Here is a 25,918-nt window from a genome sequence, read left to right as displayed (position 1 = left end):
CTTGATTTTTATTTATGACAAGGCATTAGGAGCAGGACCTCCTGCAGGTCTAGACTGTGTGATGGGCAAAGGGATAAACTCTGAATTATCTGTAGGCGGTAAAAGTATCCGCCCCTGTTTCCAGTCTTCCTTGGCCTGTTCAATTCTTTCTTTGCGACTAGAGACAAAGTTCCACCAGATGTATCTGTCGCCAAGATGTTCTCCACCTAACATCATCAGGGTGGTATGTTCAGCAGCGATCAGGACAGGGTCTACACCCTTGCTGAACACGAGCAGTTGCCCCTCCGGATATTGCATCCCGTTAACGATGAGACTGCCGTGCGCAATATACACGCCTCTTTCGCCGTATCCAGATGGTATACCGAATCTGGCGCCGGGTTCTAATACAACATGCAAATAGAACAATGGCGAAGTGGTTTCTACAGCACTTTTTAACCCAAACGCATCGCCGGCGATAAGCCGCAGCCATATGCCGCTGTCGGTAAACACAGGGAGCTGGTCGGCCGTAAAATTTCTGAAAGAAGGTTCTGCCTCTTCATCCTTTTCAGGTAGGGCTACCCAGGTCTGGATCATCTCCAGTTTACCTCCTGCCCTTATTGCCGGGTCTTCGAACCTTTCACTATGTGCGATGCCTTTTCCGGCTGTCATCCAGTTTACCTCACCCGGTTTGATCACCTGCTCTACACCAAGTGAATCCCGGTGAGTCACCTCGCCACTGAACAAATAACTGACGGTCGACAAGCCGATATGCGGGTGCGGCAGGACATCGAGTTCGCTGCCGATTGACGCAGGCATGTTTACCGGTCCCCCGTGGTCTACAAATATAAAAGGCCCCACCATCCGTCGCAGTTGATAAGGTAGGATACGCTTTACAGCAAAACCTTCCGTGATTTGCGCCTGTCGAGATGGTATAACAATATCGAGCATACTTAGTATTCTATGACATACGAAGTCATCTTGACAATTTTATCATTGCTAAAATGATACACATCACAAAACCCGGATTCGTATGGGCTACCATCAGCTCTTTTTCCGGTAGCAGTGCCTTCAACGGCCGCAACGTTACCCTCAATAGTGATTTGCCCGAACTTGAAATGCATTTCTACAGGCATGCTGCCGTCGTCCATACCGGCCAGTTCGGCCTTGCCATTGAATTTCTTGTGACCACTAGTCGACGAATACATCTCCCAAACGATATCTTCGGCCATATAGTCCAGAAATTTCTCCATTTCGCCGCTGGTAAACATGGCGTTAATTTCTTCGATCAGTTCTTTTGTAGTTGCCATAACAATCTGTTTTGTTTATTAGTATATAACCAAAGATAAGTTTCAGGGCTACATGTAGAAAGGGCCGATTACGTCAAAGTTGCGGGCATAAGCCGACCGCCCAACGTTTTGGCCGGCTACAGATATTGACTGACAAAAGCTTTCTTCGTGATCATGTGCAGGTATGGATAACTTTCACCCAACTGCGGACGCTGTTTGAGCTGATAAAGAAAATGCCCGCCAAGGTCAACAATAATAGGACAGGTCGCCTCGTACCATACACGATGAGGCTGCTTCCAGCAAAAAGAATAATAGTAACTAGTAAAGGGTATGTTTTTTAATTCAGGATGATAAAAGTTAAGCCGCCGAGCTGCGCCCGAATGCAGCTCGGCCCGCCGGTAGACAGATAAATGCTCACCAAGGCAAAAATCATACGGATCCAGGCGCGGATCATCCACGTCGGGTAAATGCTTTAATATCTTGAAGCCCTTAAATTTCTTTCCGTTCAGCACCCATACCAATTTGGGATAAAAAGCTTCCCGGCTTCGCAGTTCGTCCAGACTGATCGGTGAATTTTGAAATTCCAAGGTCGTTCCGCATGATGTGAATATATCTGCCCGGTGTAAGTCCCCGAGAAGCTTATCGGGAAAGCTTACCTCACGGTATGATTCAGGAAAAAGATCTTTCCATCCCTTGTGCCACGCACTTTCGCCCCTTATAAGGGGCTTTTTCTTACCAACCATAGTGAAATTCAAATTTAAGAATATTGAATTTTCACGCAAAATTTTGGTATAGATAGCAAATATTAGTTATTCTGCCTTCAAATCGGCTTTCATAAGAAAAACATTGTAAGGATGCCACATTGACATCAGGAAATATAGTTCGCTACCGTTGGTTGATGAGGGATGGATAAAACCGCCGTAAAGCGCCGGGTAGTCGGCAGACTTAACCAATGATTGTGCCTCAGTCCAGGGCCCCGTAATTGAAGCAGCCGACCGCAGTACCAGTTCATGCCGTTTTTCATCAAGGTAGACAACAACCCAGCGCTTATACCTTTGGTGCCAGGCGAGTGACAGTTCTCCAGCTGGCGCTGGAATGATCGGTGTTGCTGATGATTCCTGATTTCTCAGCCATTTTACCCCGTTCCAATAGTCGTAAGCCGATTTATGTTCCATATCGCGCTCCTTTACCCGGCTTAGGTGAATAGCTCCCTGCCTGCCCGAAACGGTGCCCATCATATACACGTAACCATCCTTTTTTGCATATGCAGCCTGGGCAAAATTGCTCGTCCGGCTAAACACTACAGTCTTGCATTCTGTCCATGTGAGTGCATTGTCGGCCGACTTATATAAGCCAGATTTGTTGGTGGTCCAAGTTCCCGGAGGCCCCCATTTCCGGACCTCCATATAATGAACATAATCTTTCCCATTAGCGTGTATGGCTGCTGTCGGTATCGTTGTGTGGTTGCCGGTACCATCGGTGATATGCGGACTAGGGATGATTTCTTTGGCAACCATGTGATCAAAAGTGACGCCATCACCGAGGTGCTCATCAGTCGATATACCCACTACGTTGGAGCGCCAGTGGCCTGCCGGGCCAGGTCCGCCTTCTGGAGTCGGCTTCCAGTCAGCGCCATAGGTATCTCCAAACCAGAAGCCGGTTTTACCATTGCCCATGCGCCATGCTATACCTAGATCGGTGCCGCCGATATCGTATTTTTTTACCGTCTCGTTGGCATTGGGAAGGTCTTCACCAGGCAGGCTATTGCCGGTAAGGCGGGCAACACGTATCACATTTACAGGTTTCAAGACCTTCTTGAGGTTGCCCAATTGCTGCGCTGCACTGAATAGGGGCGCGGCAAGAAGAAAAGCTAGGCTAAGCTTCACAATATTTGGTTTCATACAATGTGCTAAATGGTTATATAGCACCAATAATAATGATATTTTACGAAAGCAGGTTTAGCAAATCATCTTTTGTGAGCGACTTAAAGATGGATTCTTCGGTGCGGATCAGGTTGTCTGCTAAATTTCTTTTATGTTGCTGCATGGTCATGATCTTTTCTTCTACCGTATCTGGACAAATGAGGCGAATGGCCATGACATGCTTATCCTGACCTATCCGGTATGCGCGGTCAATCGCTTGATTTTCGACCGCAGGATTCCACCACGGATCTACGAGATACACATAATCAGCACGTGTAAGGTTAAGTCCGACACCTCCGGCTTTCAGGCTTATGAGGAACACCCGGACTTTGGGGTCATCCTGAAACAAGGATACAGCAGCTTCGCGGTCGCGTGTTTGTCCTGTAAGATACGCGTAACCAACCTGCCGGCTTTCTAACCGTACTTTGATCAAATCGAGCATGGTAACAAACTGCGAAAAGACAAGTATTTTATGTTCAGGCGATTTATTTTCAATCTGCTCCAGCAAAACATCCATCTTTGCTGAAGCGTCCCCATAGTATTTGTCTTTGGCTAGTAAGGCCGGCGAATTACATATCTGCCGCAACCTGGTGATACCCTGAAGCACATGCATACTGCTTTTAAGCAATTCATCTTCCGAGCGGCCCATCAGGTACTCCCGTATCTCTTCCCTGGCAGCGTCGTATATCTCTCGCTGCTGTGCGCCCATCTCACAGTAAATGATCATCTCTGTCTTTTCCGGTAATTCCCGCGCTACTTGTTCTTTCGTACGCCGTAAGATGAAGGGCTTGATGCGGTGCTGCAGTTCTTTAGCGCGTCTGCTGTCCTTAAACTGGTCGATAGGCACAGAATAAAGCTGTTTAAAATGCATTTTGGAACCAAGCAAACCAGGGCAAGCGAACGATAGCTGACCGTACAAATCAAAGGTATTGTTCTCAACAGGCGTACCTGTCAGTACCACTTTGTTTCGCGACTGGAGTAAGCGAGCCGCTTTATATCGCTGCGAGTCGGGGTTCTTGATGGTCTGAGATTCGTCGAGAAAAATATAATTGAAGCGGTATGTTTTTAAATAGCTGATATCGGATAACAGTGTTCCGTAGCTGGTGAGAATTACTTCGCACTGATCAAAGTGATTCGTTTGCTTCGCTCTCCCAGCGCCGTAGTGCGTGTAAACTTTCAGTGCAGGGCCAAACTTACGAAGCTCCTGCTGCCAGTTAAAGATAAGCGATGCCGGGACAACAATTAGGTTGGTATTTGGGTGACCGAGTCCCTGAGCGCTGATCTTTTCGCCCTGCGACAGTATAAAGGCAATGACCTGTATCGTTTTTCCAAGTCCCATATCGTCGGCCAGACAAGCGCCGAAATTGAAGTCGTCCAGAAAATTTAACCAGTTGAGCCCCTCCTGCTGATAGGCCCTGAGCTTGGCCTGCAACCCGGACGGCACAGGTACCGGGCTTATAGCCTCGAAATTTGCGAGCCTGGTTCTAAGCACCGATAGATCCTGGCGCGCTTGCTCGTCGAGCATATGATCCTCATAAAGTTCGTGCACGGAAAGATAATTGACGCGGGCTGTACGGATTACATCCTCTGACACTTCCCCGGCGCCGAAATAGTCTTCAAACCGCCTAATCCACTCGGACGGCAGAATACCCATGGTACCATCGTCGAGCTGCACAAAATGGCTCTTGTTGCGTATAGATTTATGCAGGTGCTTTAGTGCAACGGTCTGCTTGTTGAATTTAACTTTGACAGCAGTTTCGAACCAATCCATACCACTATTTACTTTAATGTCGATCTCCGGCTTGTACTGACTTAGCTTGTTACCCTTCAGCTCATTGAAACCAAGGATAGCTATGCCCCGGCTGCGCCAGGCAACAAAGGCCTCGAGGAACCAGTCGGCATCCAGAAAATGCTTGCGGTGCATGTAGAAACAGTCGGAAATGAATACATTTTGGTCGTCGAACTGGTTTACCTGTTCCTGAAAATAAGGATGTGCATGCATGATGTTGGCCAGGAACTGCAATTCGCGGTCTTCATCACGTTTTAAGGTGAAGGCCTTACCAAACTTATCTTTAGAACGGATTTGTTTTCTGGATAACACGGGGATTTCCAGGGAGCCATACTTCATAACCGGGGTGAGCAGAACAAAATCTTCTGATTCAGACAGGTAAATGATCTGTTCGTTTTCAAGATCAAAACCTTGCTCTTCGATCTGCATTTTGGTAGCACGTTTAAGATAGGAATAGTCGACCCGGACTTTTTCCTCCATGGGCGACAGCACGCTTTGCTGAAACACCTCATATTCATCCCCACCTATGATAATGGAACTACCCTGGTTTTTAAAGAAATCGATAATGCTTAACACATACGGGTTATCAACCAGATAAAGATGATTATCGACTTGTATAAAATAGCTGTATTTTAATTGAATATCTGACAGCATATAAAGTGTTTGTCCCACTTTTATCCTGCCTGATATCTCAAAATCTTCATTCTTTTGATTGACTGTGATCCGGAGATCAGGTTTGAGAATACTCAACCGGGCTGCAACGATGGAGCTTGATGTAATAGACGACGACTTATTGGCATCGTGGAGGTAAACCGGCAAAGACAAAGGATTGGCGGCTACCGCCTTTAGTGCTTCCAAATCAGCTTCTGCCCGGCCTTCTGCATAATTATTTCGGAACCTAGAGACGCCACTATAGAATTTGAGTTCGGCTGGCTGCTGCGTTTTCCATACACTATCCAGCGGATCGAGGATTATAAGGGGATTTTTGAGTTTGCCTGTCTGCGAAACCGGCGCTTCAGCCAATTCAATCACCAAATTCCGGTAGAAACGGTGCTGACTGAATATCAGCACCGTAATATGACCTTCCTTCTGCAAAGAACGCGGCATAGCGGCCGATCTGGCTGTAGCTATTGCCTTTTTAAGCAGGCCGAAATCGTATTTCTTTTGGCTGTCCTCTTGGTTCATCTATCATCAGCATAGCGCTGAAGCGCAAATATAACTGATTATTACGGACGCAGGGCTGCTATTTACCGAACCGCGAAAGGTATGCATCCGAATTTTTTAAGTGCATTTTAAACAGGCTGTCAATTTTTGCGACCTTTCGTTGTTCGGCCTGAAAATACCGTATGGCTTCCGCGTTCGACTTTCCTGTGATGTCGGCCTGAAATTCATGCATCCAGTCATTCATACTTTCTTCGGCATCCAGCAGGTGTTGCAGGATAAGGTCCATGCTGTCCTTTTCTTTGATGGTGTCGAGCATCGGATGGCTGGCTTTTAACGATTTAAGATCACTAAGTAAGGCCTGTATTTTGCGTTGATTGCCCACTACTTTTCCGTGGTCAGCCATCACGATATCGTGATATTCGATTACCTTTTGACGTTCTGCTTTGTAGTCTCCTTCCTGGCTCCCGCAAGCTGAAATCGCGGCGACGAGCACAATAGCTGTCATAATTTTAATGAAATACATGATGAAATATTTAACTAGTATATTTTACTGTTGGTAAGTTGGTAATATATTTTGGTTCCGGATGGCTCCTTCCGTTCCCATGCGAGGAGAATCCTTCCTGACAAAGGGAGCAGCACAGCATGGCTGTCAGCAAACTGACCATTTGTGATTAACGATTTTGCCTGGATTTGTCCGTGGCTGAGATACCGCAACACAATGCTTGAGCCTTCTGTCTGCTCCGCCTGATGGCCATGGGTATGGTGTTCCACCGCAGCTTCCGTTTCTTCGCAAACGATGGCCTGTACTCCGTTCGGTAATGCGACCATCTGCGGATGCCTGCCTTTGCTGCTTACAAGTGTACGCGGTCTGAATTTCCCGCTGTTCCGTTCTCGCGAAGTATAATAAACACCAGGGGCGCCACCTGCAGTAAACCATACGGCATGGACGCGGTTGCCGGCCACAGCAAGTGAAGGTCCTGAATGCGGACAACCGGAAACTTCCCAATTATCAGAGCTGACTACCTCGGGCGCCGCAAAACCATTTCCACCGCTGGTCGACCGCATATAGATCATGTCTCTCACTTGTTTCGCATTGTCCTGTAGTTGGCCAACTTCCATAATGTCGCGAAGGGCCAAATGTACGGTTCCCTGACTGTCCTGCAACAACTCGGTCCGGCAGCATTCGCAGGTGCCTTTCAACAGGCAGGCTTCCCTACCGAAGCCGCCCTGCTTTTGTGTGCGGCTAAAATACAGGGCAGATCCCTTGATCGTTTTGCCAAAACGCCCGTCGAGCCAGATGGCCGCTACTTCTCCATCATTTAAGGTAGTGATGTCAAAAAAGTTACGTCCATAGGCATGACTTGTATCGGAGTGCAGAAAAGCCGCGGGCAACCAGCTTTTGCCCTGATCTGCTGACATGCTGTAGTAGATTGCCCCGGCAAAGCGATTCTTTTCTTTTGGAAACGGCTTTGCAAACACTGCGATTATGGCGCCGTCGGCTTTAAAGGCCACCTTAGCCATACTTTCCGCTGATGCGCCGCATCCTCTGGAGCTGTATACCGTTATGGCCTGCCCAAAAACATTTTTAATGGAATCATACACGGCGTACTTAAGGCAATTGAGGGAGTCGGCCGTGTCTAACTCTGTCCAGCATAACACTGCCTCGCCATGTTGATTCTTAGTAAGATACGCGCCTCTTGCAATACCATTTACCGGAAGCTGAATAGCGGCTGCTTCCTGCTCTTCGCTTTTATGAGCGGAACATGCCTGCAGGATCAGCAGGGCTACTGTTCCAAAAATTACTTGAACTTTTCTCATCTCATATTATATTTAAGATTTAACCCGCCATACCCAGCCCTTAACGGTGAGGGATTGTAGTATGCTGGTGCCGAACCCCCAAAGCCAGCCGCATTTAGTGCAAAAATGGAACTGTAATTCCTATTAAGCAGGTTATCTACTCCGCCGTAAATATTGGCTTCAAAGTGCCTGGCGAAGCGCTTCTTGTAACCTAGTCGTGCACTAAGAACTGTGTAAGCACCATTGAAGTTTGTATTTGCGTCGTTAACCGGCAGCCTATCGCTATAAAAACAGCTTCCATACATATAGAAGCCGTTGCGCATTTCAAGATCTACCCCGCCATCAATGACCCATGGAGAAACTCCGGTTAACTTATTCCCGTCGTAAGTGGCCGTTACCACATTTTGGGCGTTAATAACTTTATAGTCACGGAATTTAAAATCAGCGTAAGTAACTGCCGCATAAGGACGCAGGTTCATGATCGGGCTATTGTCCTCTTCGCGCAGCAACTGGTACGACAAGGAAAGCTCGATGCCATCATGATCTGTCTTACCGGCATTGTTATACACGGTGATACCCTGTGAGATCGTCTGACCAATCAATTCTCCTTTCAGGTTCATCATAAACAAAGCGAGGTCGTATGCCACCCTGCTTGCACCTAAGTTACCTTTAGCATTAATCTCATAATTCATACCTCGTTCTGCTTTCAAAGCACCGTTGATAGAACCATCTGCATTTCTGATCTCCGATCCGGTGGGCGGGGAAAAGCCAGAACTGAGACTTGCATGCAGACTAAGAGCTTCTCCGAAAGTGTGACTTAAGGCGAGGCGTGGGCTAAATTGAGGCTCAAAGGCTTTAACGCCGCTCTGCGTTGGTTTAAGGTAGTCTGAAACGTCATAACTGAGTTTGTTATAGCTCATCCCGATCGTTAAAGCCGTGCGGCGGCTAAGCATGGTCTCCGACTGATAAAAGATTGCGTACTGTAGGTTTCTATAGTCAATCTGCGTATTTAGCGCACCCTCTGTGCCATTGTTGTTTACATATTGACTGCCTTTGGTAAGTCCTTCATTAAACTCTGCGCCGATGGTGAACCTGGTGGGTAACACTGGAAAATCAGCCTCGTAATTAAAGCGGGTACGACCACCGTAACTCTGGTAAAAGTTTCGTATGTAGGCAAAAGCCAACGGATGGTTTAGATCATAAAAATAAGTATAGACGCTGCTGGAATTGCTGAGACGATCACTGAAAAGGTATTTCTGTCCTAACCCGACTCGTGTCCAGTTCTGATATCGCCCGGCCTGTTTCTCAACATTCGTGAGGTTGGCCTGTCTCGGATCTTCGGACACCTGAGCGGCAGTCAGCGCCCCCGGTATTTGTGAATACTGCGTGGTGCGGTTAATCAATAGCGTGACTAGTCGCTCATTGTCGGGAAACAACTGGAAATTACCTGTAAGGAACCTCCGCATATCTGAACTATGACTGCGGTAACCGTCATATTCCTGCCATCCGTATGATACATAGCCGTTCATTTTGTCGCCCCCGCTACGATAAGCAGATGCTATACGCCTCAGCCCGTTGTCGCCAAATAAAGTAGACCCCTCTATGCTCTGTTCCTGATAAGGGGAGCGCTGAAGCTGAAAGTTAATAACTCCTCCCGTTCCGGCACCGTATACACTTGATCCGGGTCCGCGGATAACTTCTGCCCTGCCTATACTGTTTACGTCGAGGGCCTCTATCCGGGTAGTACCATCTGCTTCTGTAACCGGAATTTCGTTGACGTAAATCCGGATGTTTCTGTTACCGAACGAAGCTCGTATGCCATTCCCCCGGATAGAAATCCGAGCCTCCGACAGCGTGCTCTGATCCATTCGGACGCCGGGAATGCCGTTAAATGCCTGTTGTAGAGACACGCCGTTTCCACGGTTAATTTCTGTTGCGGTTACAACAGATACCGCACCCGGCGTTTCACGAATCGTATTGCCGTTGTTGGCGCCGGCAACACGAACTTCGTTCAAACGAACTGCGTCTGCTTCTAACTGAATATTGTAATTTCTCTGCGACTGTACTACCTTGATAAGCTGTGTTTTATAGCCGACGAGAGAAACGCGAAATGTTTGTGTTGCACCAATCGTAAACTCGAAGTGACCGTTTCTATCGGTTACGCCTAAGCTATCGATGTTTACGCCAGCCAACGGCTGTTGTGTTTGAGAGTCATAAATATAACCCGTTATGGTATAGGTCTGGGCATGTGACTGCTCGAAAATGAGCATAAATACCACACATAGACCTAAAAATCTGATCTGGTTCATGAAAAGGATATTAAAAAATTCGAAACATTGTCAGTGCCTTCAAAAGGCACGCTTTAGCATGTTAATCACCCTTGTGGTGGATGAAATATCGAATTTTTAATACTACTCGGCATACCCATAGAAGGCGGCACGTGTGCATCAAGCTCCGCCAAAGAATATTGCTTGAAATTGAGTTGCGTCACTATCACTGCATCCTGGACAAGCTGCGTTTTTTGCGACTGACGTTCCTGCTTTTGTTCCTTTTCTTCAGCCTGCTTGAGTTTTTTCATTAAGTAGCACTTTCCTTCGCAATGGAGCTGAGGTCTGTCTTTGTTAACACAAAGTTCCCGGGCGATGTATTTCTGGCTCATACTGAAGCCCAGGCAAATCCACAAACCCGAGAAGTTCGCACTTAGCAAACTCATAAGCAGCAGAATGGAAACCGGCTTTAGAAACATCTGCGCAAAGATAGAGAGATTTATTTTTCGGACAAGAGATTTACCTATTCTACTGCGCAGAATTCGAACTTCTTAACCGGCCCCACTTCAAATAGGTAGCTCCCCATGAGAATCCCGCACCAAAGGCGGTCAGGATCATCTTGTCTCCATACTTAAAATCGTTTCTGTAATCCCAAAGAACAAGCGGAATTGTTGCCGCTGTGGTGTTGCCGTAGCGGTCTATATTTACTTTAACCTGATCGCCAGACAGACCAAGGTACTCACCCACCGACTGAATAATACGCAGGTTAGCCTGATGAGGTATAAGATAGTTGATCTGAGCGCTTACAAGATCATTGGCTTTCAGCACTTCATTACAAGTGTCGGTCATCCCCTGAATGGCTGCTTTGAATACGACCCGGCCATCCTGGCGTACGTAATGTAACTTATCGTCAAGGGTCTGCTGTGAAGCAGGGAACCTTGAGCCGCCAGCTGAGACGATCAAATTTTCCTTGCCAGACCCATCCGTACGAAAGAAGCTATCCATAAGACCTACGGGTTCTTCTGTTTGCTCAAGCAATACTGCGCCGGCACCATCTCCGAAGAGAATACAAGTGTTGCGGTCGGTATAGTTTACAATTGCGCTGTTTTTATCGGCACCGATAACCACGACCTTTTTACAGCGACCACTTTCTATCATACTCGCCCCCAACGTAAGTGCGTAAAGGAATCCGCTGCAAGCCGCGTTAGTATCTATACCCCAGGCGTTCTTGAGCCCGGCCTTTTCACATACCATGCTACCCGTAGAAACCATCACATAATCAGGTGTAGAAGTGGAGACAATAACGCAGTCTATCTCGTCGGGAGACACATTGCCTTCCTCCATCAACCGATTCAGAGCCTTGACTGCCATATCTGAAGTGGCAATTTCAGGATCGTTCACAATCCTTCTTTCTTTAATCCCCGTGCGCGCAACAATCCATTCATTATTGGTATCCACCATTTTTTCAAGGTCATGATTGCTCAAAACTGTATCTGGAACGTAACCACCAACAGCAGTAATCACTGCGTTTTTCCTTATTCTCATTCAGTGTGTGTATCTATGAATAATCGGGCAGTTAGCCAACTGCCCAGAAATTTTGTGCAAAGGTACAAAAGTAACGCACTCCTTGACTTTAAATTGTAGAAAACAAACTACATTTGTGCGTCTCTCTTACTTTGAAATCACATCATATGAAATTATTTAACTTCCTTGCCTGCCTTCTGATCCTCGCTTCCCCAATCCTTTTGCCATCGTGCAAAGAAGAAAAGCCTCTGCCGGTACTAGGCCAGAAGCCGATTTCCGACTTCAGTTTCCTGAATCAGGATAGTGTAGCCATTACGAACAAAACCTTCGGGAACAAGATTTACATTGCTGATTTCTTTTTCACGTCCTGCACCACCATATGTCCGATCATGCACCGCAATATGAAGGATCTATATGAGGACTTTCAGGACAGACCTGAGCTGATGTTCTTATCCCATACTATTGATTTCAAATATGATAAGCCTTCTGCACTGAAGCGTTACGCAAAAAAACTCGGCGTTGATGATGGTCGCTGGCAGTTTGTGTATGGCAGTAAAGACAGTGTTTACACCATTGCAGAAAAGGACTACCTGGTTACTGTGATGGAAGACAGTACTGCTAAAGAAAATTACGTGCATGCGGGGTACTTTGTGCTGATAGACGGCAAGAGACAGATCAGAGGCGTGTACGACGGCACGGATGACAAACAGGTAGCGCAGCTAAGGAAGGATATTCCGGTTTTACTGAAAGAAGTTAAGAATTAACGATCATGCATCTGAGGCTTAAATTCAGGACTGCGGGCGTACTTGGAGGTTGCCTTACTTTTTGTCTCATTGCAGCCTCCTGCCAGAGTACGGAGCAATTACAGCAGGACATCTATTATACCAACGGCCGCGACCTTTATATAAAAAAGTGCCAGAACTGCCATGGATCAAAGGGCGAGGGTTTGGCTGATTTGTATCCTCCGCTTACGGACACCGTCTGGATGAAGTCTAACAAACATCAGCTGCCGGCACTGATCAAACATGGTAAGAATGAAATGCCGGCAGCAGAGGATATGGCCAATATTGACATCGCTCAGGTGGTTGTTTTTATCACCAATAGTTTTGGCAATAAACAAGGGATGTACACACCCGAGCAGGTTGCATCTGATCTGACTAAATCTGGTTCGGATTAGCGGCATAATCGGCCCAAAGCTGGTCGATCGTCTTCCCTGTATTTGCAGGCCAGAACGTTGCTGTGGTGTAGGCTGCAGTACGCATACTTTTATCGAGCTTTATAACAATGCCCTCGTATCCATTTTTTTCCAGCCATAGAAAAAATCTTGCAGTTACCCGGTAAGCATCTTTGTAAGACTGATTGCTTGAAAATGCAGGCAGCGTCCATTTAGCGACCGGATTTGTAAGTCCATGCGTAAAACGAACATAGTCGGCGATACCTTCAGTTACCCAGCCTGCATCGGCTACGTAGGGATAGGACTGTACCACATGCATTAGCTCATGTGTAGCTACATCAAGGTCTGTCGGATTACTTACGAACCAGTCGGGGTCGTAACGGATCACTGCCCCACCGAAAGCAGCGGCTACGCCTTCGTATGCCGCATCTACGACAAATACCACTTTCGTTTTAGCGTCAGGATTATAAAGGTCGGCCATACGCTGATAGTTCTCTTTGAAAACGTTAATGAGGCCGTTTTTGACCGGAAGCGTAAGAAGATTTGATTTATTAACAAATATCAGCGTGTTCTTGCCCGCTGTAATCGTTTCCGTGGTACTGAATGGCAACACCTTCTGGAGGTTCGATGGCATCTGGAAAAGTCGGAGTTCCGATAGTTGGAACAGGCCCCCTCCCCGAATTCCTGTTATGTTTACCCGGTAATATTTGTAAGCCGTAGGATTAACAAAATAATACCGCTTTGTTTGCGTACGCTCGGGAAAGAATTCATAGTCCTGCTTATCCAACTGTACCCAGGTGCTTCCATCGAGCGAACCTGTAACGGTCCAGTTTTCGGGATCCCTCCCATCGGCGTCATCGCCGGACGTGAATGCGTACGACGCAATAAGTTTTGGCTCAGCAAATGAAAACTGAATGTAAAATGCAGGGGTGTAAGATTGTATAAGATACTTTGTCGCTTTATCATTATCAATCAATTTAGGCGACCCTTCCTTGGACGCCTTGCCGAACTGGTTTTCTGTGCTGACAAATAAAGTAGCGAGACTCGTGATGTCCTTTTCTTCGATCAAAGGCTTTGGCTCTTCTTTGATGGGCTTTTCTGGTTCTGGTTCGGTGGGAGTAGGCTTTTCTTTTTTACTACAGCTGAAACTCAGGCAGGCAGAGATCATGAGGCATGCCGAAAACATGGTCAGGGTTGACTTTTTCATTCAAATTTAGGTTTTGGTTATTCGCTAAATATAGGATTTTATATAGAATACTATAAAACACCGCTGCTGCCGAGCAGAAACACCCTGGTACTTTGCCTGTAAGCACGCCCCTGTTCATTAATATATTTCAGGTCCAGATAAAAAGCCTTATAACCTTTCGACGGCAAGGTTTCGCTGACGATAAACCGCTTCGCACCAGCGATTTTAAGAGGTCTGCTGCTCCATCTGTCGTTTCTGAAATCGCGATCGGGCGAACTGGCCTCCCACAACGTAACCTCTGTGACTTTACCGCCGCTATTGGCCACGTCGAGTTTTAAGGACGACTGCGACACGGCCAACTTCCAGCTGCAAACCGGATAGTCCTTATGGTCAACTGTATATCCGAAGAAGGCGCTGAGCGCATCCGCGGCTTCCTGAAAATCACCAAGGTTATGGCCGACATTGGCTACGTATTTAAGCTGTTTGTTGCCGGAAAGTTCATTGAAATAGTTTTTCACATTGTCAACGGTCCAGTACTCGTCGTTGGTTCCCATGATCATTAATTTAGGCATTGTCAAGACCTTCCTGTAGCTGTAGGGATCGATCATTTGTACCAGGTCATTACTTAATCCCGAACCCATGTCCTGCACCAGGCCTAGTTTTACATAATCCTGGATCTGTGGACTATAATCGTTCCAATTGGTAATTTGGTATTTCATGCTAACAGGTATGTTGAGCATGTCAATCACCATTGGTACTATGCCTTTTACGCGGCTATCCGTGGCAGCGGTCAGCCATGTGGTCCAGCCCCTCTTTGATGCCCCGGATACGACAAATCCCTTGAGAGAATGCTGAAGCTCAGATTTCGAAAATTCCTGTACCGCATCCATGGCACGGCAGGCCGACTTAACCATGGGAAAGAGCAAAGGCCATGTGTAATCGTTGTCGGATTTGTAACGATGCAGCGTATAAGAGATCAATGCATCTTCATACAATCCGTTAAAAAGTGGCTGATTGGGCGTTTGTTTGAGCATAGAAACAATAGCCCCGTTTTGGCTGGCAATACCTGCAAACATCTTTAGTGCAGCGTCACCTGAAGATGACCAGTTAGGCAAACCCTCCTTTCCGACGCTGCCACCGCTTATGAACAGCAGAGCATCCTCTTTTATTTTACCAGGAGGCACTAAAACTATAAGTTCGTGCTTCCAGGTTAGTGAGCGCCACTGCTGGGAAGTGAGAAGTATGCGATACGCCCTGACGCCGCCTACCTCGTAACTGTCGCGCATCTGCCACTGATAAGCGTTGTCGGCCTTGTTCACATAATGACTTAAGGCCGTGGAAGGCGTAACAGATGGCTGAGTGAAGGCAGCCTGGCAAACACCGAGCAGAAACAAACAAAGCAGGCGTATGGTACGGAGATGGAGTTTCATAACAAAACTAATGGGGCTAATAGAAGGGTAATTTAAGAATAATAAAAATGAATTGCTACCTTTAAGGCCGTGCATATCTATGCATCTATTAACCAACCAATAAACACAAAATGAATTTTAACAAAAAATTGTTACTGCTGCTGATCGCTGTTGCAGGTATTTGTACGGGCTTACAAGCCCAGAGCAAGACACAGGAGTTGTCTTCGCCGAATGGAGAAATTAAGGTATCCCTCAACATAGCCGACAGGATTTATTACACGGTTTCCTGCGACGGCGAAACTCTTCTTGAAAAAAACCATCTTGCGCTGGATTTAAAAAACGAAACGCTGGGCAGTAACCCCAGACTGTTGAGCGCGAAAAGGCTTAAGGGTAATGAGGTTTTGAAACCCTATATTGCGCTAAAATATGCTTCCGTAAAGAACGACTACAACTCTTTGCTACTGAATTTCAAAGGAGATTACGCGGTAGAGTTCCGCGCCTTCGATGAGGGTGTAGCATACCGTTTTATAACTAAGAAGAAAGGCTCGATAGAAATATTAAACGAAGACTTCTCTGTAAATTTCCCTGGCGAGTATGCCTTACACCTTCAACAGGCTGGCGGGTTTAAGACAGCTTACGAAGAGATATACACACATTTGGCCTCTAAAGATTGGAAGCCGGAAAATAAGATGTCTACGCTTCCTGTTCTTATTGACACGAAAAAGAAATATAAGGTACTGATCAGCGAATCTGATTTGTCTGACTATCCTTGTATGTTTTTAAAGGGTACAGGTGATAACGGCATGGCCGCAACTTTTCCTAAAGTTCCGCTTGAGTTCGGTGATGATGGCGACCGTAGTGTTAAGATCTTGAAAGAGGCCGACTATATTGCGAAAACAACCGGATCAAGGACTTTCCCGTGGCGGTACTTTGTGATTACAAAAGAGGATAAGCAGTTGTTGGAAAACACCATGACACTGAAGCTCGCTTCGAAAAGTGTGATCAAAGACCCTAGCTGGGTGAAGCCAGGTCAGGTGAGCTGGGAATGGTGGAATGACGCCTCCCCTTACGGCCCGGATGTAAACTTTGTTGCCGGTTACAACCTTGAGACTTATAAATATTATATTGATTTTGCTGCAAAGTTCGGCATGAAATACATCATCATGGATGAAGGATGGGCCAACAGCACGCGTGATCCTTACACGCCAAATCCGAAAGTTGATGTTCATGAGCTCATCCGCTACGGAAAAGAAAAAAATGTCGGCGTCGTTTTGTGGCTTACATGGCTTACTGTTCACAACAACATGGATTTGTTTAAGACCTTTAAAGACTGGGGAGTTAAGGGTGTCAAAATCGATTTTATGGATCGCAGCGATCAGTGGATGGTTAATTACTATGAAAATGTTGCAAAAGAAGCCGCTAAACATGAACTATTTGTTGATTTCCACGGCTCCTTTAAACCCGCGGGATTGGAATATAAATACCCGAATGTGATTTCTTACGAAGGTGTGCGGGGTATGGAGCAGATGGGTGGCTGCTATCCTGACAACAGTATTTTCCTTCCATTCATGCGAAATGCGGTCGGCCCAATGGATTACACACCGGGCGCAATGATCAGCATGCAGCCGAATGTCTATCGTGCCGAACGGCCGAATGCCGCCAGTATTGGCACAAGGGCTTATCAGCTTGCATTGTTCGTGATTTTTGAGAGTGGATTGCAAATGCTCGCGGATAATCCGACATTGTATTATAAAAACCAGGAATGTACTGAGTTTATCACTCAAGTGCCGACTACTTGGGATGAAACAAAAGCTCTTGAAGCTACGGTAGGTGAAGTCGCTGTTGTAGCAAAACGCAAAGGGGACAAATGGTACATTGGCGGTATGACGAATGGCAAGAAAGAGGAGCGAAATATATCGGTAGCGCTCGACTTCCTGGAAAAGGGACGTACGTACACGATGACGTACTTTGAGGACGGAATTAATGCCGGCAGACAGGCCATGGATTATAGAAAGAAAACAATACAGGTTAAAGCCGGCGACTCGATACCTGTGAAGATGGTTCGTAATGGTGGTTTTGCTGCTGTAATCAATTAAGTAAAAGAAACTCTCTGGAAGGCCCCTGAAACGGGGCCTTCTTTATTTATAGAGATTCAATTTCTTTCATGTATTGGACATAGGCATCCTTGTAGGTCATTTGTTTTGGTTGCTGTTTCTCTATAAAACTCTTAAAATCCTCAAGGTCGTTCTCAGTCCAGCCAAGCCTCACAAATAGCATTTTATCATCATCCCAATGATCCAGGTTTACCTTTATGGCTTCTAACTTCTTATAGAGGAGAACACCTGTGCGAAAATCTTGGTACGCAGGCGTTGTTTTGAACAAAGTGATAAACTCTATAATAGTGCGGTATGTCGCAGGCTTGCCTTTCCGCACCTGCTCAACAAGCAGTGCAGCCAAAACCGGTGCTTTTAGTATTTCAGCATCAATACTATCGAGTTTTACAGAACCACGTATGATCTGTATATCTTTCTGAAACAGGGAATCTGAGGGCTTGGCAGCGTACCTGGCAAAATATGGTTCCTGATCGAGTATGGCACTAGTGTAGCTAACCTGTGCAAATCCGGTTGTAGTAAATATCAAAAGAAGTATGTGGAACAAAAAACATTTCATCACTCAAAGTTAAACATTAAGTATGTAGATTAGCATCCACCCGGAGATTCAATTTATGTTTTGCCGGGTTCGATAAAAGACCGTACTTTAGGCGTGTAGCATGTGCTTCTTAAAACTGTGGAGATTGATAAGTATATAGAGAGTGGAGTAATTGAAAGTTACTTACTTGGTTCGGCATCCGACAAGGAGATTGAGGAATTGATGCATCTTAAGGAAAGATTCCCTCAAGTAGCTTTGGCTATGGAGGAGATTGAAGCAGATATAAGTCATATTACTATGAATTTGGGAGTACCTCCGCCTCCGTCTACCTTCAATAAAATTGAAGACCGCGTTAATGAACTTATTCAGACTCCATTCAGCCCATATCCTGACGGTCGGAGTAAAGACCGCAGGAGCAACACGAATTCCAGGGAGAACTATATTGAGGTTGAAGGCAACTCCAGTCATATGCGTGTGCATAAAATTTGGCGCTGGCTGTTCCTCATTGTTTTTTTGCTAGGCAAGATATTCCTGGCTTTTGCGATATATTTTTATCTGGAGAGCAGACAATACGAGCAACGTGTGCAGGAATTAAAACAGGAACTGCTTCGAATGGAACAGAAATAAAAAAAGGCAGCACCTAAGGTGCTGCCTTTTATGTCAAGCTGGTTTTTAAGAAACCTTAATATCCCGCACCTGTGACTGACTGTTTTCTTTGCCAATAGAAATACGGAGTATACCATCCTGATAATGGGCTTCGATACTGTCCGTATTTACGCTTTCAGGTAACACAAAAGATCTTGAAAATGAGGTATACTCAAATTCTTTCCGGGTGAAATTCTTCTTTTCTTCTGTCTCGCCCTGTTTTTTATCTGACGATATCGTCAACGTATTCTTGACAAGGTTGATCTGAAAATCTTCTTTCCCGATACCCGGAGCTGCAAGTTCAATTTTATAACCTTGCTCATCTTCCAGAATGTTTACGCCAGGCACTTTATTTACGGTCAGATTTTTATTTATCGCTTCGCTAAACAAAGAATCGAATACATTGTTGAAATAAGGTGCGGTGTTTCTGGTACGGTTGTTAAATTTTACTAGTGTCATTGTTTATTCTTATTAAGTTTCAATTTTATTATCTACCTAACAACGTTAGTCAACTCTTATACCAACAAGCTTTTCTATGATTTTTGAGACATTTTGGCGTAAAAAACAAAAACAACAAGACAAAACGACAGAAGAAAGTACGGAGATCGATGTAGACACATTCAAGTATAAGACTACGATAGAAACCCGGTTTGCGGATTTTGATATGATGGGGCATGTAAATAACGCCGCGTATTTCACTTTCATGGAAATCGCCCGAAGCAAATATTGGAAACAGGCCATACAATGGGATTGGAAAAAGACAGGGGTTATTATAGCCCGGGCAAGCCTCGATTATATTGTTCCAATTCTGCCTGACGACAAGATCAGCATATATGTGCGCACATCGAAAATAGGAAATACAAGTTTTGAGTTAGAATACCTCTTCGTAAAGCAGAAGAACAACGATGAGGTCATATGCAGTAAAGGAAAAACCGTCTGTGTAGCCTTCAGCTATGTGCAGAACGCACCAGTGCAAATACCTCATAACGAAAGAAATAAGATGCTGATTTTTGAGCAGCTAAACGAACATTAAAAGATCTTTCCCGGGTTAAGGATATGATTAGGATCGAATACGCTCTTAATAGCCCTCATAATTCCGAGGTGTACTTCAGAGTATTTGATCGGCATATATTCTTTTTGAACAAGCCCGATACCATGCTCGCCGGATATCGTTCCGCCTAATGCCGTTGTGAGTTTAAAAATCTCTGCGATACCATCTTTTAATTTCTCCTTCCAGTCGGAATCACTCATGCCAGCCTTGATAATATTTACATGCAGATTTCCGTCGCCGGCATGTCCGTAACAAATACTATCGAATCCATATCGACTGCCCGTTTCCTTTATTCCCTTAATAAGTTCGGGAAGAGCTGCCCGAGGCACCACAGTATCCTCTTCTTTGTAAACGGAGTTGGATTTGACTGATTCAGCCATCGTACGGCGCATACGCCACAACTCCTCTTTTTGCATAGCAGTATCTGCGAATAACACGTTACTGCAGCCAAATGCTTCGAGCACCTCGTTTACCCTGTCACAATCTTGAAAGATGTTGTCCATATTGTCACCATCCAGCTCTATAAGTAAATAAGCTTCCACCCCGGGGTTAACGTCAAAGCGGATATCGTCGTAGCGGATCACCCATTCAACCCCTTTTCGCTCCATGAATTCTAGCGCCGAAGGGGTCACACCAGCTCTGAATATCGCCGAAACTGCCGCACACGCCGTTTCGTTCCCGGAGAATTCTGCGAGCATGAGCACGCTATGCTGATGCTTCGGAATCAGTTTGGTCACAATCTTCGTTACTATACCCAATGTGCCTTCCGATCCGATCATTAATTGTGTAAGATTATATCCCGAAGCATACTTCAGCGTATTGGCCCCGGTCCAGATAATCTCCCCCGAAGGCAGTACGACCTCCAGATTCAGAATATACTCCCGGATAGTGCCATATTTTACCACGCGCGGTCCACCGGAACAATGCGCCACGTTTCCACCTATGAAGCAGGACCCTTTACTGGACGGGTCTACAGGATAAAGCAAACCGTGCTCCCCTACTGCATTTATAAATTCTTCGGTGATAACGCCCGGTTCAACAACAGCTTGCAGATTTGCCGTATCTATATTTATGATATTTGTAAAGCGCTCCATAGAAAGCAGGATACCGCCATGTATCGGCAAAGCGCCGCCACTCAGTCCTGTACCTCCCCCTCTCGGGGTCAGAGGAATGTTGTAAAGATTACATAGTTTGAGTAAAGCGGCAATCACGTCAGGAGTTTCAGCCTTCACCACTACTTCCGGACGATATTTCAGATCTTCTGTTTCATCCTGTGCATATTTTTCAAGTGATTCATCATCTACAAAGACATTGGCAGTTCCTGCAGTATGACGAATCTTTTCAAGAATTTCCTCGGTGACGGAGTTGTATAGCATGATATTCAGTTGTTGTCTGAACAGTATTTTAATTGTACGAAAGAGTGTCCAACCTGCCCTGGCATCGGCGGACTCAGCTTTTTAATACTGACTTCAGCAGTGCGTAAAAAGGGATAACCAGAGATTACACGATCTATAATCCTGCGTACAACGGTCTCAAGCATCTTCTGAGTCCGCTGCATCTCTTCAATAATAATATTATTAAGAACCTCATAGTTTACAGTCTGCTCTATATCCTCTGTGTCGCCGTTAGGGACAAAATTGACCACTATGTCGACACTGAAATAGATCCCCGTAAGCTGTTCCTCAGGATAAAAGCCGTGATAGGCATAACACTTTACGTCGCGCAGGGCGACAGTTTGGGTAAAATTTTGCGAATTCATTAACTTTGGCTGGTACCGACCAGCCAAATATAGCTTAAAAATGAACATTCACACAAAAAAAGACCTGTACGAATCGCCCGATTACTATGCTCTCGATGATCTACTATCCCAGGAACATAAAATGGTAAGATCCTCAGCACGTGAATGGGTAAAAAAAGCACTCAGCCCCATAATTGAAGATTATGCCCAGCGTGCGGAATTCCCAAAGCAACTGATTAATGGTCTGGCAGATCTTGGAGCATTTGGGCCAACAATACCCGCCGAATACGGCGGAGCAGAACTTGACTATATATCGTACGGGATTTTGATGCAGGAGATCGAGCGGGGTGACTCAGGCATACGGTCGACAGCCTCCGTGCAGGGCTCTCTTGTGATGTATCCGATATTCAGGTATGGTACAGAAAAGCAGCGCAGGAAATACCTTCCGGCACTTGCCAGCGGAAAGCTAATGGGCTGTTTTGGGCTAACCGAGCCTGATCATGGATCTAACCCTGGCGGAATGATCAGCCGGATTACAGATCAGGGAGACTATTATCTTCTCAATGGTGCGAAGATGTGGATCTCTAACGCTCCGTTTGCCGATATTGCGGTTGTATGGGCGAAAGACGAACAAGGAAAAGTTAGAGGAATGATACTGGAGCGTGGCATGCAAGGATTTTCCACACCAGAAACTCATGGCAAATGGAGTTTGCGCGCTTCAGCTACAGGTGAATTGGTTTTTGATCAGGTCCGGGTTCCAAAAGAAAATATACTCCCCGACACCATCGGTTTGAAGGGTCCGCTCGACTGTCTAAACCAAGCCCGCTTTGGAATCGCCTGGGGTGCCATAGGTGCTGCAATGGATTGCTATGATACCGCTTTGAGATATGCGAAGGAACGCCTGCAGTTTGGCCGCCCTATAGGTAGCTTTCAATTGCAGCAAAGGAAACTTGCCAAGATGATCACCGAAATCACTAAAGCCCAGCTTATGGTTTGGCGGCTCGGGATTTTAAAAAACGAAGGGCGCGCCACTCCTGAACAAATATCGATGGCAAAACGTAACAGTGTGGAAATGGCGCTTGACGTCGCCAGAAATGCCAGACAGATCCTGGGCGGGATGGGGATCACGGGTGAGTTCTCGGTGATGCGTCACATGATGAACCTCGAGTCAGTTGTTACTTACGAAGGCACACACGATATTCATCTGTTAATTACGGGAATGGATATTACAGGATTGAACGCTTTCAAGTAATTTATTAAATTAGCAATTTCTGATTTATATGCTTTTAATAACGTTCTCATCTTGCAACAGATGCCTGCTGAATTTCCTCATCCGGAATTTATTCGCCGTTGTCCTAATATTTCTACTACTTCCTGGTCTTTCTTCTGTGGCACAGAAGAAGAACTTTTCAATCGACCGCGAGTTTCCCACATGGCTTGTCAAGGTTGAACCAAAAAACACCAGGCCGGCTTCTAAAGATATATCGGATGGGTATTTTTTATCGTTCGTTGAAAATCAGAATCATGCCGAACTTCACGAAGAGTACAGTCGTGTCATTCGTGAAATCGTCTCGGATGCAGGGGTTCAGTATGGCTCCCAGATAAGCGTTGAATACGACCCGAGCTTTCAGAAGTTGATTTTCCACAAAGTCATTTTGTGGAGAGGAGGCAAGGCTTTCGACAAACTAAACAAAGCTAATTTTAAGGTGCTTCAGACGGAAAAGGAACTTTCCAGATTTATATATAGTGGCACATATGACGCTTTTTTTCTCATAGAAGATGTAAGAAAGGGCGACCGTATTGAATTTGCATATACATTGAAAGGTACAAATCCAATATATGGAAAGAAGTACGCTAACACCTTATATTTTGAGGGCGGAAGTAGCATTGGCCATCTTTATACCAATATAATTTTTTCAAACAAAAGAGCAATAAAGTTAAAAGACTTTGGAAATAAGACGCCTGGACGCGTTTCACAAAAAGCAGGCATGCGTATCTATGAATGGGAAAGTACGCTAACAAAAACTCATCGAACGGTGGATTATGAACCGTCCTGGTATAACCCCATTAGCCGGACAGCAGTATCGGAGTATAAAAACTGGTCAGAAGTGGTAGAGTGGGGTTTGAATGTAAGTCATTATCCAGAAAGTAATTCGATACTGTTGAAAACGAAGGTTAAAGATTTGTCTGATCTGGCCGGCGATGATAAGAAGAAGTACATCACACTTGCTACCCGATTTGTGCAGGATGAGATCAGATACATGGGTATAGAAACAGGAATCTATTCGCACAAGCCAAACCCACCGGAAAAGATCCTTACCCAGCGCTATGGCGATTGTAAGGATAAGTCACTCCTCCTGGTAGAACTGCTGAAAGCCAAGGGAATTGATGCCAGCCTGGTATATGCAAATACTTATACCACAGTTAAGACCAATGAATCATTACCCAGCCCATTTGCCTTTAACCATGTCATTGTAGTAGTTAACCTTGATAATTATTACACATGGATTGATCCGACAATGAGTTACCAACGTGGCGGATTCGACGACTTCTATCCGCCGCCCTATGGATATGTCCTGGTCCTGAAAAAAGGAAATAATAAGCTGGATTTGATTGAAAGAAAAACTCTCGGGAAATTAACCAGTAATTTGCGCTTTAATTTGGCAGACACTACCACTAACGCAACAACTAACCTGGTTGTAACCAGTATATATACGAGCAATTACGCCGACACATTTCGTGAGCAGTTGGCCGAATCTGGTCTTGACGGCATGGAGAAAAATTTCTTTGAATACTTCGAGAATATGTATCCAGACATTTCAGTCGCAGAATCGCTAAAAGTAGAAGATCATGAAGAATCGAATACCATCGAAGTTACTGAATCGTATGAAATCAAGAATATCTGGGCAGACAACGACGAAATAAAAGACAAGGTGGTTTATTTCTATGGTGATATTATCAACGCTAATCTTCGGAAGATCCCGATAAGCGCCAGATTGTCGCCCGTTTTGCTAGATGAAGACTTGAATGTGGAGCAGAATATCTTTGTAGATATGCCTTACGATGTCAGTCCATCTGAAGACAGTTTTCAGGTTGAAACCGGCGACTACCATTTTGATATTTACACCAGTCAGCGAGACCGGGAATTAAGATTTAGTTATACTTATCGAAACATGTCTTCTTTTTTAGCTTCCGATAAAGCCAGAGCATACGCAAAAGATGTGAAAAAGATCGACGAATATCTGACTCATTACGTCAGACGAAGCATAAACGCTGAAACAGCGACTGGCCCGAATCAATTTACCGCGATCACGTATATGCTTGCTGCCGCGGTCTCGGGTTTTATCTTTTTCCGGCTGTTTAAAACACCGAGCACTTTTAATGTAAACGCTATTGCGAATGCAACAGAGATCAAAGGCTGGTTAATATTGCTTGCAATACGTATCGTAGTTCTCCCAATTCTACTGATACATGGAGTTTTGAACTCGGGTGTATTCAACAAGACAGTATGGATGAACATCACAAGCTTTGGTAGTTGGGCTCTTCCACTCAAATCTTATTTCCTGCTTGAAACAATTCTGTTTTCAATCCTCTTTACGTACAGTATATTTTGCATGGTGATTTTCTTTCAGCGCAGGAGAGAATTTCCGAAACATTTCATCATTCTGACAGCGATCAATATAGTACTCTTGCTGTCGGACTTTTTGGTAGGCGGGCTGATCAACAGATCTCAAAACGTATCTTTTACAACACCCGAAGCGGTAGTTCAGGTGATCTTTGGTACTCTTTACAGCTTTGCCTGGATTTTATATTTGTTAAAATCTGAACGAGTCAGGGATACATTTGTGTTCACATATCCTAAATTTGCATGGCAGTCGGCACTCGGTGTATATTATACAAACCTTTATGAGCAGAAACCTCAGGTAGAGATAAAAGCTACTGAAATAGAACATGAGAACATTTAAGAGATATACCTACATAACCGCTTCACCGGAGGAAGTGTACCTGGCATTAACCAAGGCACAAAGCATACAACTATGGACAGGAGCAGAAGTTGTGTTTACGGATGCCCCTGACACAGAATTTTCCTTGTGGGATGGAGACATAAGCGGCAAAAACCTCGATTTTGAATATGGCAAAAAAATCGTTCAGCAGTGGTACTTCGGCGACCAGGAGGAAGCATCAATTGTTACCATAAAACTTCATGAGGATAAGAAGGGAACTTCGATGGAATTTGTTCAGACGAATATCCCAGACCAAGATTATGCTGACTTTACCGAAGGATTGAATGAATATTTCATTGGCGGACTACTTGATTTCTTTGAAGAATAGAGCTCG

Annotated in this window: 24 protein-coding genes; 8 read left to right on the top strand and 16 right to left on the bottom strand. The window is 45.3% G+C overall.

The genetic code is table 11. The features are described 5' to 3' along the window. Positions 1-12 precede the first annotated feature (12 nt). From QEP07_RS01815 to QEP07_RS01770, 10 genes are all read right to left on the bottom strand, one after another. Entirely contained in the window at positions 13-927 is a 915-nt protein-coding gene (locus QEP07_RS01815; RefSeq protein ID WP_285008253.1) for a pirin family protein, read from the bottom strand. A 2-nt stretch (positions 928-929) separates the two neighbouring features. Continuing rightward, positions 930-1,286 carry a nuclear transport factor 2 family protein gene (locus QEP07_RS01810; protein ID WP_285008252.1) on the bottom strand — a complete coding sequence of 119 codons (357 nt, stop codon included), beginning with the start codon at positions 1,284-1,286 and terminating at the stop codon, positions 930-932. 116 nt (positions 1,287-1,402) lie between these two features. Then, a complete protein-coding gene (locus QEP07_RS01805; RefSeq protein ID WP_285008251.1) occupies positions 1,403-2,008 on the bottom strand; it encodes a competence protein CoiA family protein in 606 nt (201 codons plus the stop codon). A 66-nt stretch (positions 2,009-2,074) separates the two neighbouring features. After that, positions 2,075-3,166 carry a glycoside hydrolase family 183 protein gene (locus QEP07_RS01800; protein WP_285008250.1) on the bottom strand — a complete coding sequence of 364 codons (1,092 nt, stop codon included), beginning with the start codon at positions 3,164-3,166 and terminating at the stop codon, positions 2,075-2,077. A 43-nt stretch (positions 3,167-3,209) separates the two neighbouring features. Further along, a complete protein-coding gene (locus QEP07_RS01795) occupies positions 3,210-6,161 on the bottom strand; it encodes a DEAD/DEAH box helicase (protein WP_285008249.1) in 2,952 nt (983 codons plus the stop codon). Positions 6,162-6,219: 58 nt separating this feature from the next. Continuing rightward, a complete protein-coding gene (locus QEP07_RS01790; RefSeq protein WP_285008248.1) occupies positions 6,220-6,663 on the bottom strand; it encodes a hypothetical protein in 444 nt (147 codons plus the stop codon). A 14-nt stretch (positions 6,664-6,677) separates the two neighbouring features. Further along, entirely contained in the window at positions 6,678-7,958 is a 1,281-nt protein-coding gene (locus QEP07_RS01785; RefSeq protein WP_285008247.1) for a sialidase family protein, read from the bottom strand. Beyond that, the gene (locus tag QEP07_RS01780) at positions 7,955-10,246 is read right to left on the bottom strand and encodes a TonB-dependent receptor (protein ID WP_285008246.1); all 2,292 of its coding nucleotides are present in this window, start codon (positions 10,244-10,246) and stop codon (positions 7,955-7,957) included. The genes QEP07_RS01785 and QEP07_RS01780 overlap by 4 nt, the downstream gene beginning before the upstream one ends. 65 nt (positions 10,247-10,311) lie before the next feature. Next, the gene (locus tag QEP07_RS01775; RefSeq protein WP_285008245.1) at positions 10,312-10,683 is read right to left on the bottom strand and encodes a hypothetical protein; all 372 of its coding nucleotides are present in this window, start codon (positions 10,681-10,683) and stop codon (positions 10,312-10,314) included. 49 nt (positions 10,684-10,732) lie between these two features. Continuing rightward, the gene (locus QEP07_RS01770) at positions 10,733-11,749 is read right to left on the bottom strand and encodes a beta-ketoacyl-ACP synthase III (protein WP_285008244.1); all 1,017 of its coding nucleotides are present in this window, start codon (positions 11,747-11,749) and stop codon (positions 10,733-10,735) included. 146 nt (positions 11,750-11,895) lie between these two features. On the opposite strand from QEP07_RS01770, the gene QEP07_RS01765 reads away from it, so the two are divergent. Together QEP07_RS01765 and QEP07_RS01760 are read left to right on the top strand one after the other, a co-directional pair. Further along, a complete protein-coding gene (locus QEP07_RS01765; protein ID WP_285008243.1) occupies positions 11,896-12,492 on the top strand; it encodes an SCO family protein in 597 nt (198 codons plus the stop codon). A gap of 5 nt (positions 12,493-12,497) precedes the next feature. After that, positions 12,498-12,905 carry a c-type cytochrome gene (locus QEP07_RS01760; protein ID WP_285008242.1) on the top strand — a complete coding sequence of 136 codons (408 nt, stop codon included), beginning with the start codon at positions 12,498-12,500 and terminating at the stop codon, positions 12,903-12,905. On the opposite strand, the gene QEP07_RS01755 is transcribed toward QEP07_RS01760, so the two are convergent. Continuing rightward, a complete protein-coding gene (locus tag QEP07_RS01755) occupies positions 12,886-14,109 on the bottom strand; it encodes a basic secretory protein-like protein (RefSeq protein ID WP_285008241.1) in 1,224 nt (407 codons plus the stop codon). The genes QEP07_RS01760 and QEP07_RS01755 overlap by 20 nt on opposite strands. 50 nt (positions 14,110-14,159) lie before the next feature. Next, complete coding sequence (locus QEP07_RS01750) at positions 14,160-15,518, bottom strand: PhoPQ-activated pathogenicity-related family protein (protein WP_285008240.1); 1,359 nt, start codon at positions 15,516-15,518, stop codon at positions 14,160-14,162. Positions 15,519-15,628: 110 nt separating this feature from the next. On the opposite strand from QEP07_RS01750, the gene QEP07_RS01745 reads away from it, so the two are divergent. Continuing rightward, positions 15,629-17,593, top strand: coding sequence for a glycoside hydrolase family 97 protein (locus tag QEP07_RS01745; protein WP_285008239.1), 1,965 nt, complete (start codon positions 15,629-15,631; stop codon positions 17,591-17,593). Positions 17,594-17,639: 46 nt separating this feature from the next. Here the strand turns inward: QEP07_RS01745 and QEP07_RS01740 are convergent, their stop codons facing one another. Continuing rightward, the gene (locus QEP07_RS01740; protein WP_285008238.1) at positions 17,640-18,167 is read right to left on the bottom strand and encodes a hypothetical protein; all 528 of its coding nucleotides are present in this window, start codon (positions 18,165-18,167) and stop codon (positions 17,640-17,642) included. Between the two features lie 102 nt (positions 18,168-18,269). On the opposite strand from QEP07_RS01740, the gene QEP07_RS01735 reads away from it, so the two are divergent. Further along, a complete protein-coding gene (locus tag QEP07_RS01735) occupies positions 18,270-18,773 on the top strand; it encodes a hypothetical protein (RefSeq protein ID WP_285008237.1) in 504 nt (167 codons plus the stop codon). Positions 18,774-18,818: 45 nt separating this feature from the next. Here the strand turns inward: QEP07_RS01735 and QEP07_RS01730 are convergent, their stop codons facing one another. Next, entirely contained in the window at positions 18,819-19,250 is a 432-nt protein-coding gene (locus QEP07_RS01730) for an Hsp20/alpha crystallin family protein (protein ID WP_285008236.1), read from the bottom strand. Positions 19,251-19,326: 76 nt separating this feature from the next. On the opposite strand from QEP07_RS01730, the gene QEP07_RS01725 reads away from it, so the two are divergent. Next, entirely contained in the window at positions 19,327-19,824 is a 498-nt protein-coding gene (locus QEP07_RS01725; protein ID WP_285008235.1) for an acyl-CoA thioesterase, read from the top strand. Here QEP07_RS01725 and QEP07_RS01720 read toward each other — a convergent pair. Continuing rightward, positions 19,821-21,218 (bottom strand): FAD-binding oxidoreductase, encoded by a 1,398-nt coding sequence (locus QEP07_RS01720; protein WP_285008234.1) that lies wholly within the window; start codon positions 21,216-21,218, stop codon positions 19,821-19,823. The genes QEP07_RS01725 and QEP07_RS01720 overlap by 4 nt on opposite strands. A 5-nt stretch (positions 21,219-21,223) precedes the next feature. Further along, positions 21,224-21,601, bottom strand: coding sequence for a dihydroneopterin aldolase (locus QEP07_RS01715; protein ID WP_285008233.1), 378 nt, complete (start codon positions 21,599-21,601; stop codon positions 21,224-21,226). Positions 21,602-21,641: 40 nt separating this feature from the next. On the opposite strand from QEP07_RS01715, the gene QEP07_RS01710 reads away from it, so the two are divergent. From QEP07_RS01710 to QEP07_RS01700, 3 genes are read left to right on the top strand one after another with little or no spacing between them, the layout of a single operon-like run. Further along, complete coding sequence (locus tag QEP07_RS01710) at positions 21,642-22,832, top strand: acyl-CoA dehydrogenase family protein (RefSeq protein ID WP_285008232.1); 1,191 nt, start codon at positions 21,642-21,644, stop codon at positions 22,830-22,832. A gap of 28 nt (positions 22,833-22,860) precedes the next feature. Further along, positions 22,861-25,545: a DUF3857 domain-containing protein gene (locus QEP07_RS01705; RefSeq protein ID WP_285008231.1), complete on the top strand. Its 2,685-nt coding sequence runs from the start codon at positions 22,861-22,863 to the stop codon at positions 25,543-25,545. Then, complete coding sequence (locus QEP07_RS01700; RefSeq protein ID WP_285008230.1) at positions 25,532-25,912, top strand: SRPBCC domain-containing protein; 381 nt, start codon at positions 25,532-25,534, stop codon at positions 25,910-25,912. The genes QEP07_RS01705 and QEP07_RS01700 overlap by 14 nt, the downstream gene beginning before the upstream one ends. Positions 25,913-25,918: the final 6 nt, after the last annotated feature.

Origin of the sequence: Pedobacter faecalis (genome assembly GCF_030182585.1) — a bacterium.
GTDB lineage: Bacteria > Bacteroidota > Bacteroidia > Sphingobacteriales > Sphingobacteriaceae > Pedobacter > Pedobacter faecalis.
Note: the sequence above shows the minus strand (reverse complement) of the source record. Positions and strands in the feature narration are given on the sequence as shown.

Excerpts from the sequence above, each read along its gene's own strand:
- QEP07_RS01815 (WP_285008253.1), bottom strand. The coding sequence starts at position 927 with ATGCTCGATATTGTTATACCATCTCGACAGGCGCAAATCACGGAAGGT.
- QEP07_RS01810 (WP_285008252.1), bottom strand. The coding sequence starts at position 1,286 with ATGGCAACTACAAAAGAACTGATCGAAGAAATTAACGCCATGTTTACC.
- QEP07_RS01805 (WP_285008251.1), bottom strand. The coding sequence starts at position 2,008 with ATGGTTGGTAAGAAAAAGCCCCTTATAAGGGGCGAAAGTGCGTGGCAC.
- QEP07_RS01800 (WP_285008250.1), bottom strand. The coding sequence starts at position 3,166 with ATGAAACCAAATATTGTGAAGCTTAGCCTAGCTTTTCTTCTTGCCGCG.
- QEP07_RS01795 (WP_285008249.1), bottom strand. The coding sequence starts at position 6,161 with ATGAACCAAGAGGACAGCCAAAAGAAATACGATTTCGGCCTGCTTAAA.
- QEP07_RS01790 (WP_285008248.1), bottom strand. The coding sequence starts at position 6,663 with ATGTATTTCATTAAAATTATGACAGCTATTGTGCTCGTCGCCGCGATT.
- QEP07_RS01785 (WP_285008247.1), bottom strand. The coding sequence starts at position 7,958 with ATGAGAAAAGTTCAAGTAATTTTTGGAACAGTAGCCCTGCTGATCCTG.
- QEP07_RS01780 (WP_285008246.1), bottom strand. The coding sequence starts at position 10,246 with ATGAACCAGATCAGATTTTTAGGTCTATGTGTGGTATTTATGCTCATT.
- QEP07_RS01775 (WP_285008245.1), bottom strand. The coding sequence starts at position 10,683 with ATGTTTCTAAAGCCGGTTTCCATTCTGCTGCTTATGAGTTTGCTAAGT.
- QEP07_RS01770 (WP_285008244.1), bottom strand. The coding sequence starts at position 11,749 with ATGAGAATAAGGAAAAACGCAGTGATTACTGCTGTTGGTGGTTACGTT.
- QEP07_RS01765 (WP_285008243.1), top strand. The coding sequence starts at position 11,896 with ATGAAATTATTTAACTTCCTTGCCTGCCTTCTGATCCTCGCTTCCCCA.
- QEP07_RS01760 (WP_285008242.1), top strand. The coding sequence starts at position 12,498 with ATGCATCTGAGGCTTAAATTCAGGACTGCGGGCGTACTTGGAGGTTGC.
- QEP07_RS01755 (WP_285008241.1), bottom strand. The coding sequence starts at position 14,109 with ATGAAAAAGTCAACCCTGACCATGTTTTCGGCATGCCTCATGATCTCT.
- QEP07_RS01750 (WP_285008240.1), bottom strand. The coding sequence starts at position 15,518 with ATGAAACTCCATCTCCGTACCATACGCCTGCTTTGTTTGTTTCTGCTC.
- QEP07_RS01745 (WP_285008239.1), top strand. The coding sequence starts at position 15,629 with ATGAATTTTAACAAAAAATTGTTACTGCTGCTGATCGCTGTTGCAGGT.
- QEP07_RS01740 (WP_285008238.1), bottom strand. The coding sequence starts at position 18,167 with ATGAAATGTTTTTTGTTCCACATACTTCTTTTGATATTTACTACAACC.
- QEP07_RS01730 (WP_285008236.1), bottom strand. The coding sequence starts at position 19,250 with ATGACACTAGTAAAATTTAACAACCGTACCAGAAACACCGCACCTTAT.
- QEP07_RS01725 (WP_285008235.1), top strand. The coding sequence starts at position 19,327 with ATGATTTTTGAGACATTTTGGCGTAAAAAACAAAAACAACAAGACAAA.
- QEP07_RS01720 (WP_285008234.1), bottom strand. The coding sequence starts at position 21,218 with ATGCTATACAACTCCGTCACCGAGGAAATTCTTGAAAAGATTCGTCAT.
- QEP07_RS01715 (WP_285008233.1), bottom strand. The coding sequence starts at position 21,601 with ATGAATTCGCAAAATTTTACCCAAACTGTCGCCCTGCGCGACGTAAAG.
- QEP07_RS01710 (WP_285008232.1), top strand. The coding sequence starts at position 21,642 with ATGAACATTCACACAAAAAAAGACCTGTACGAATCGCCCGATTACTAT.
- QEP07_RS01705 (WP_285008231.1), top strand. The coding sequence starts at position 22,861 with ATGCTTTTAATAACGTTCTCATCTTGCAACAGATGCCTGCTGAATTTC.
- QEP07_RS01700 (WP_285008230.1), top strand. The coding sequence starts at position 25,532 with ATGAGAACATTTAAGAGATATACCTACATAACCGCTTCACCGGAGGAA.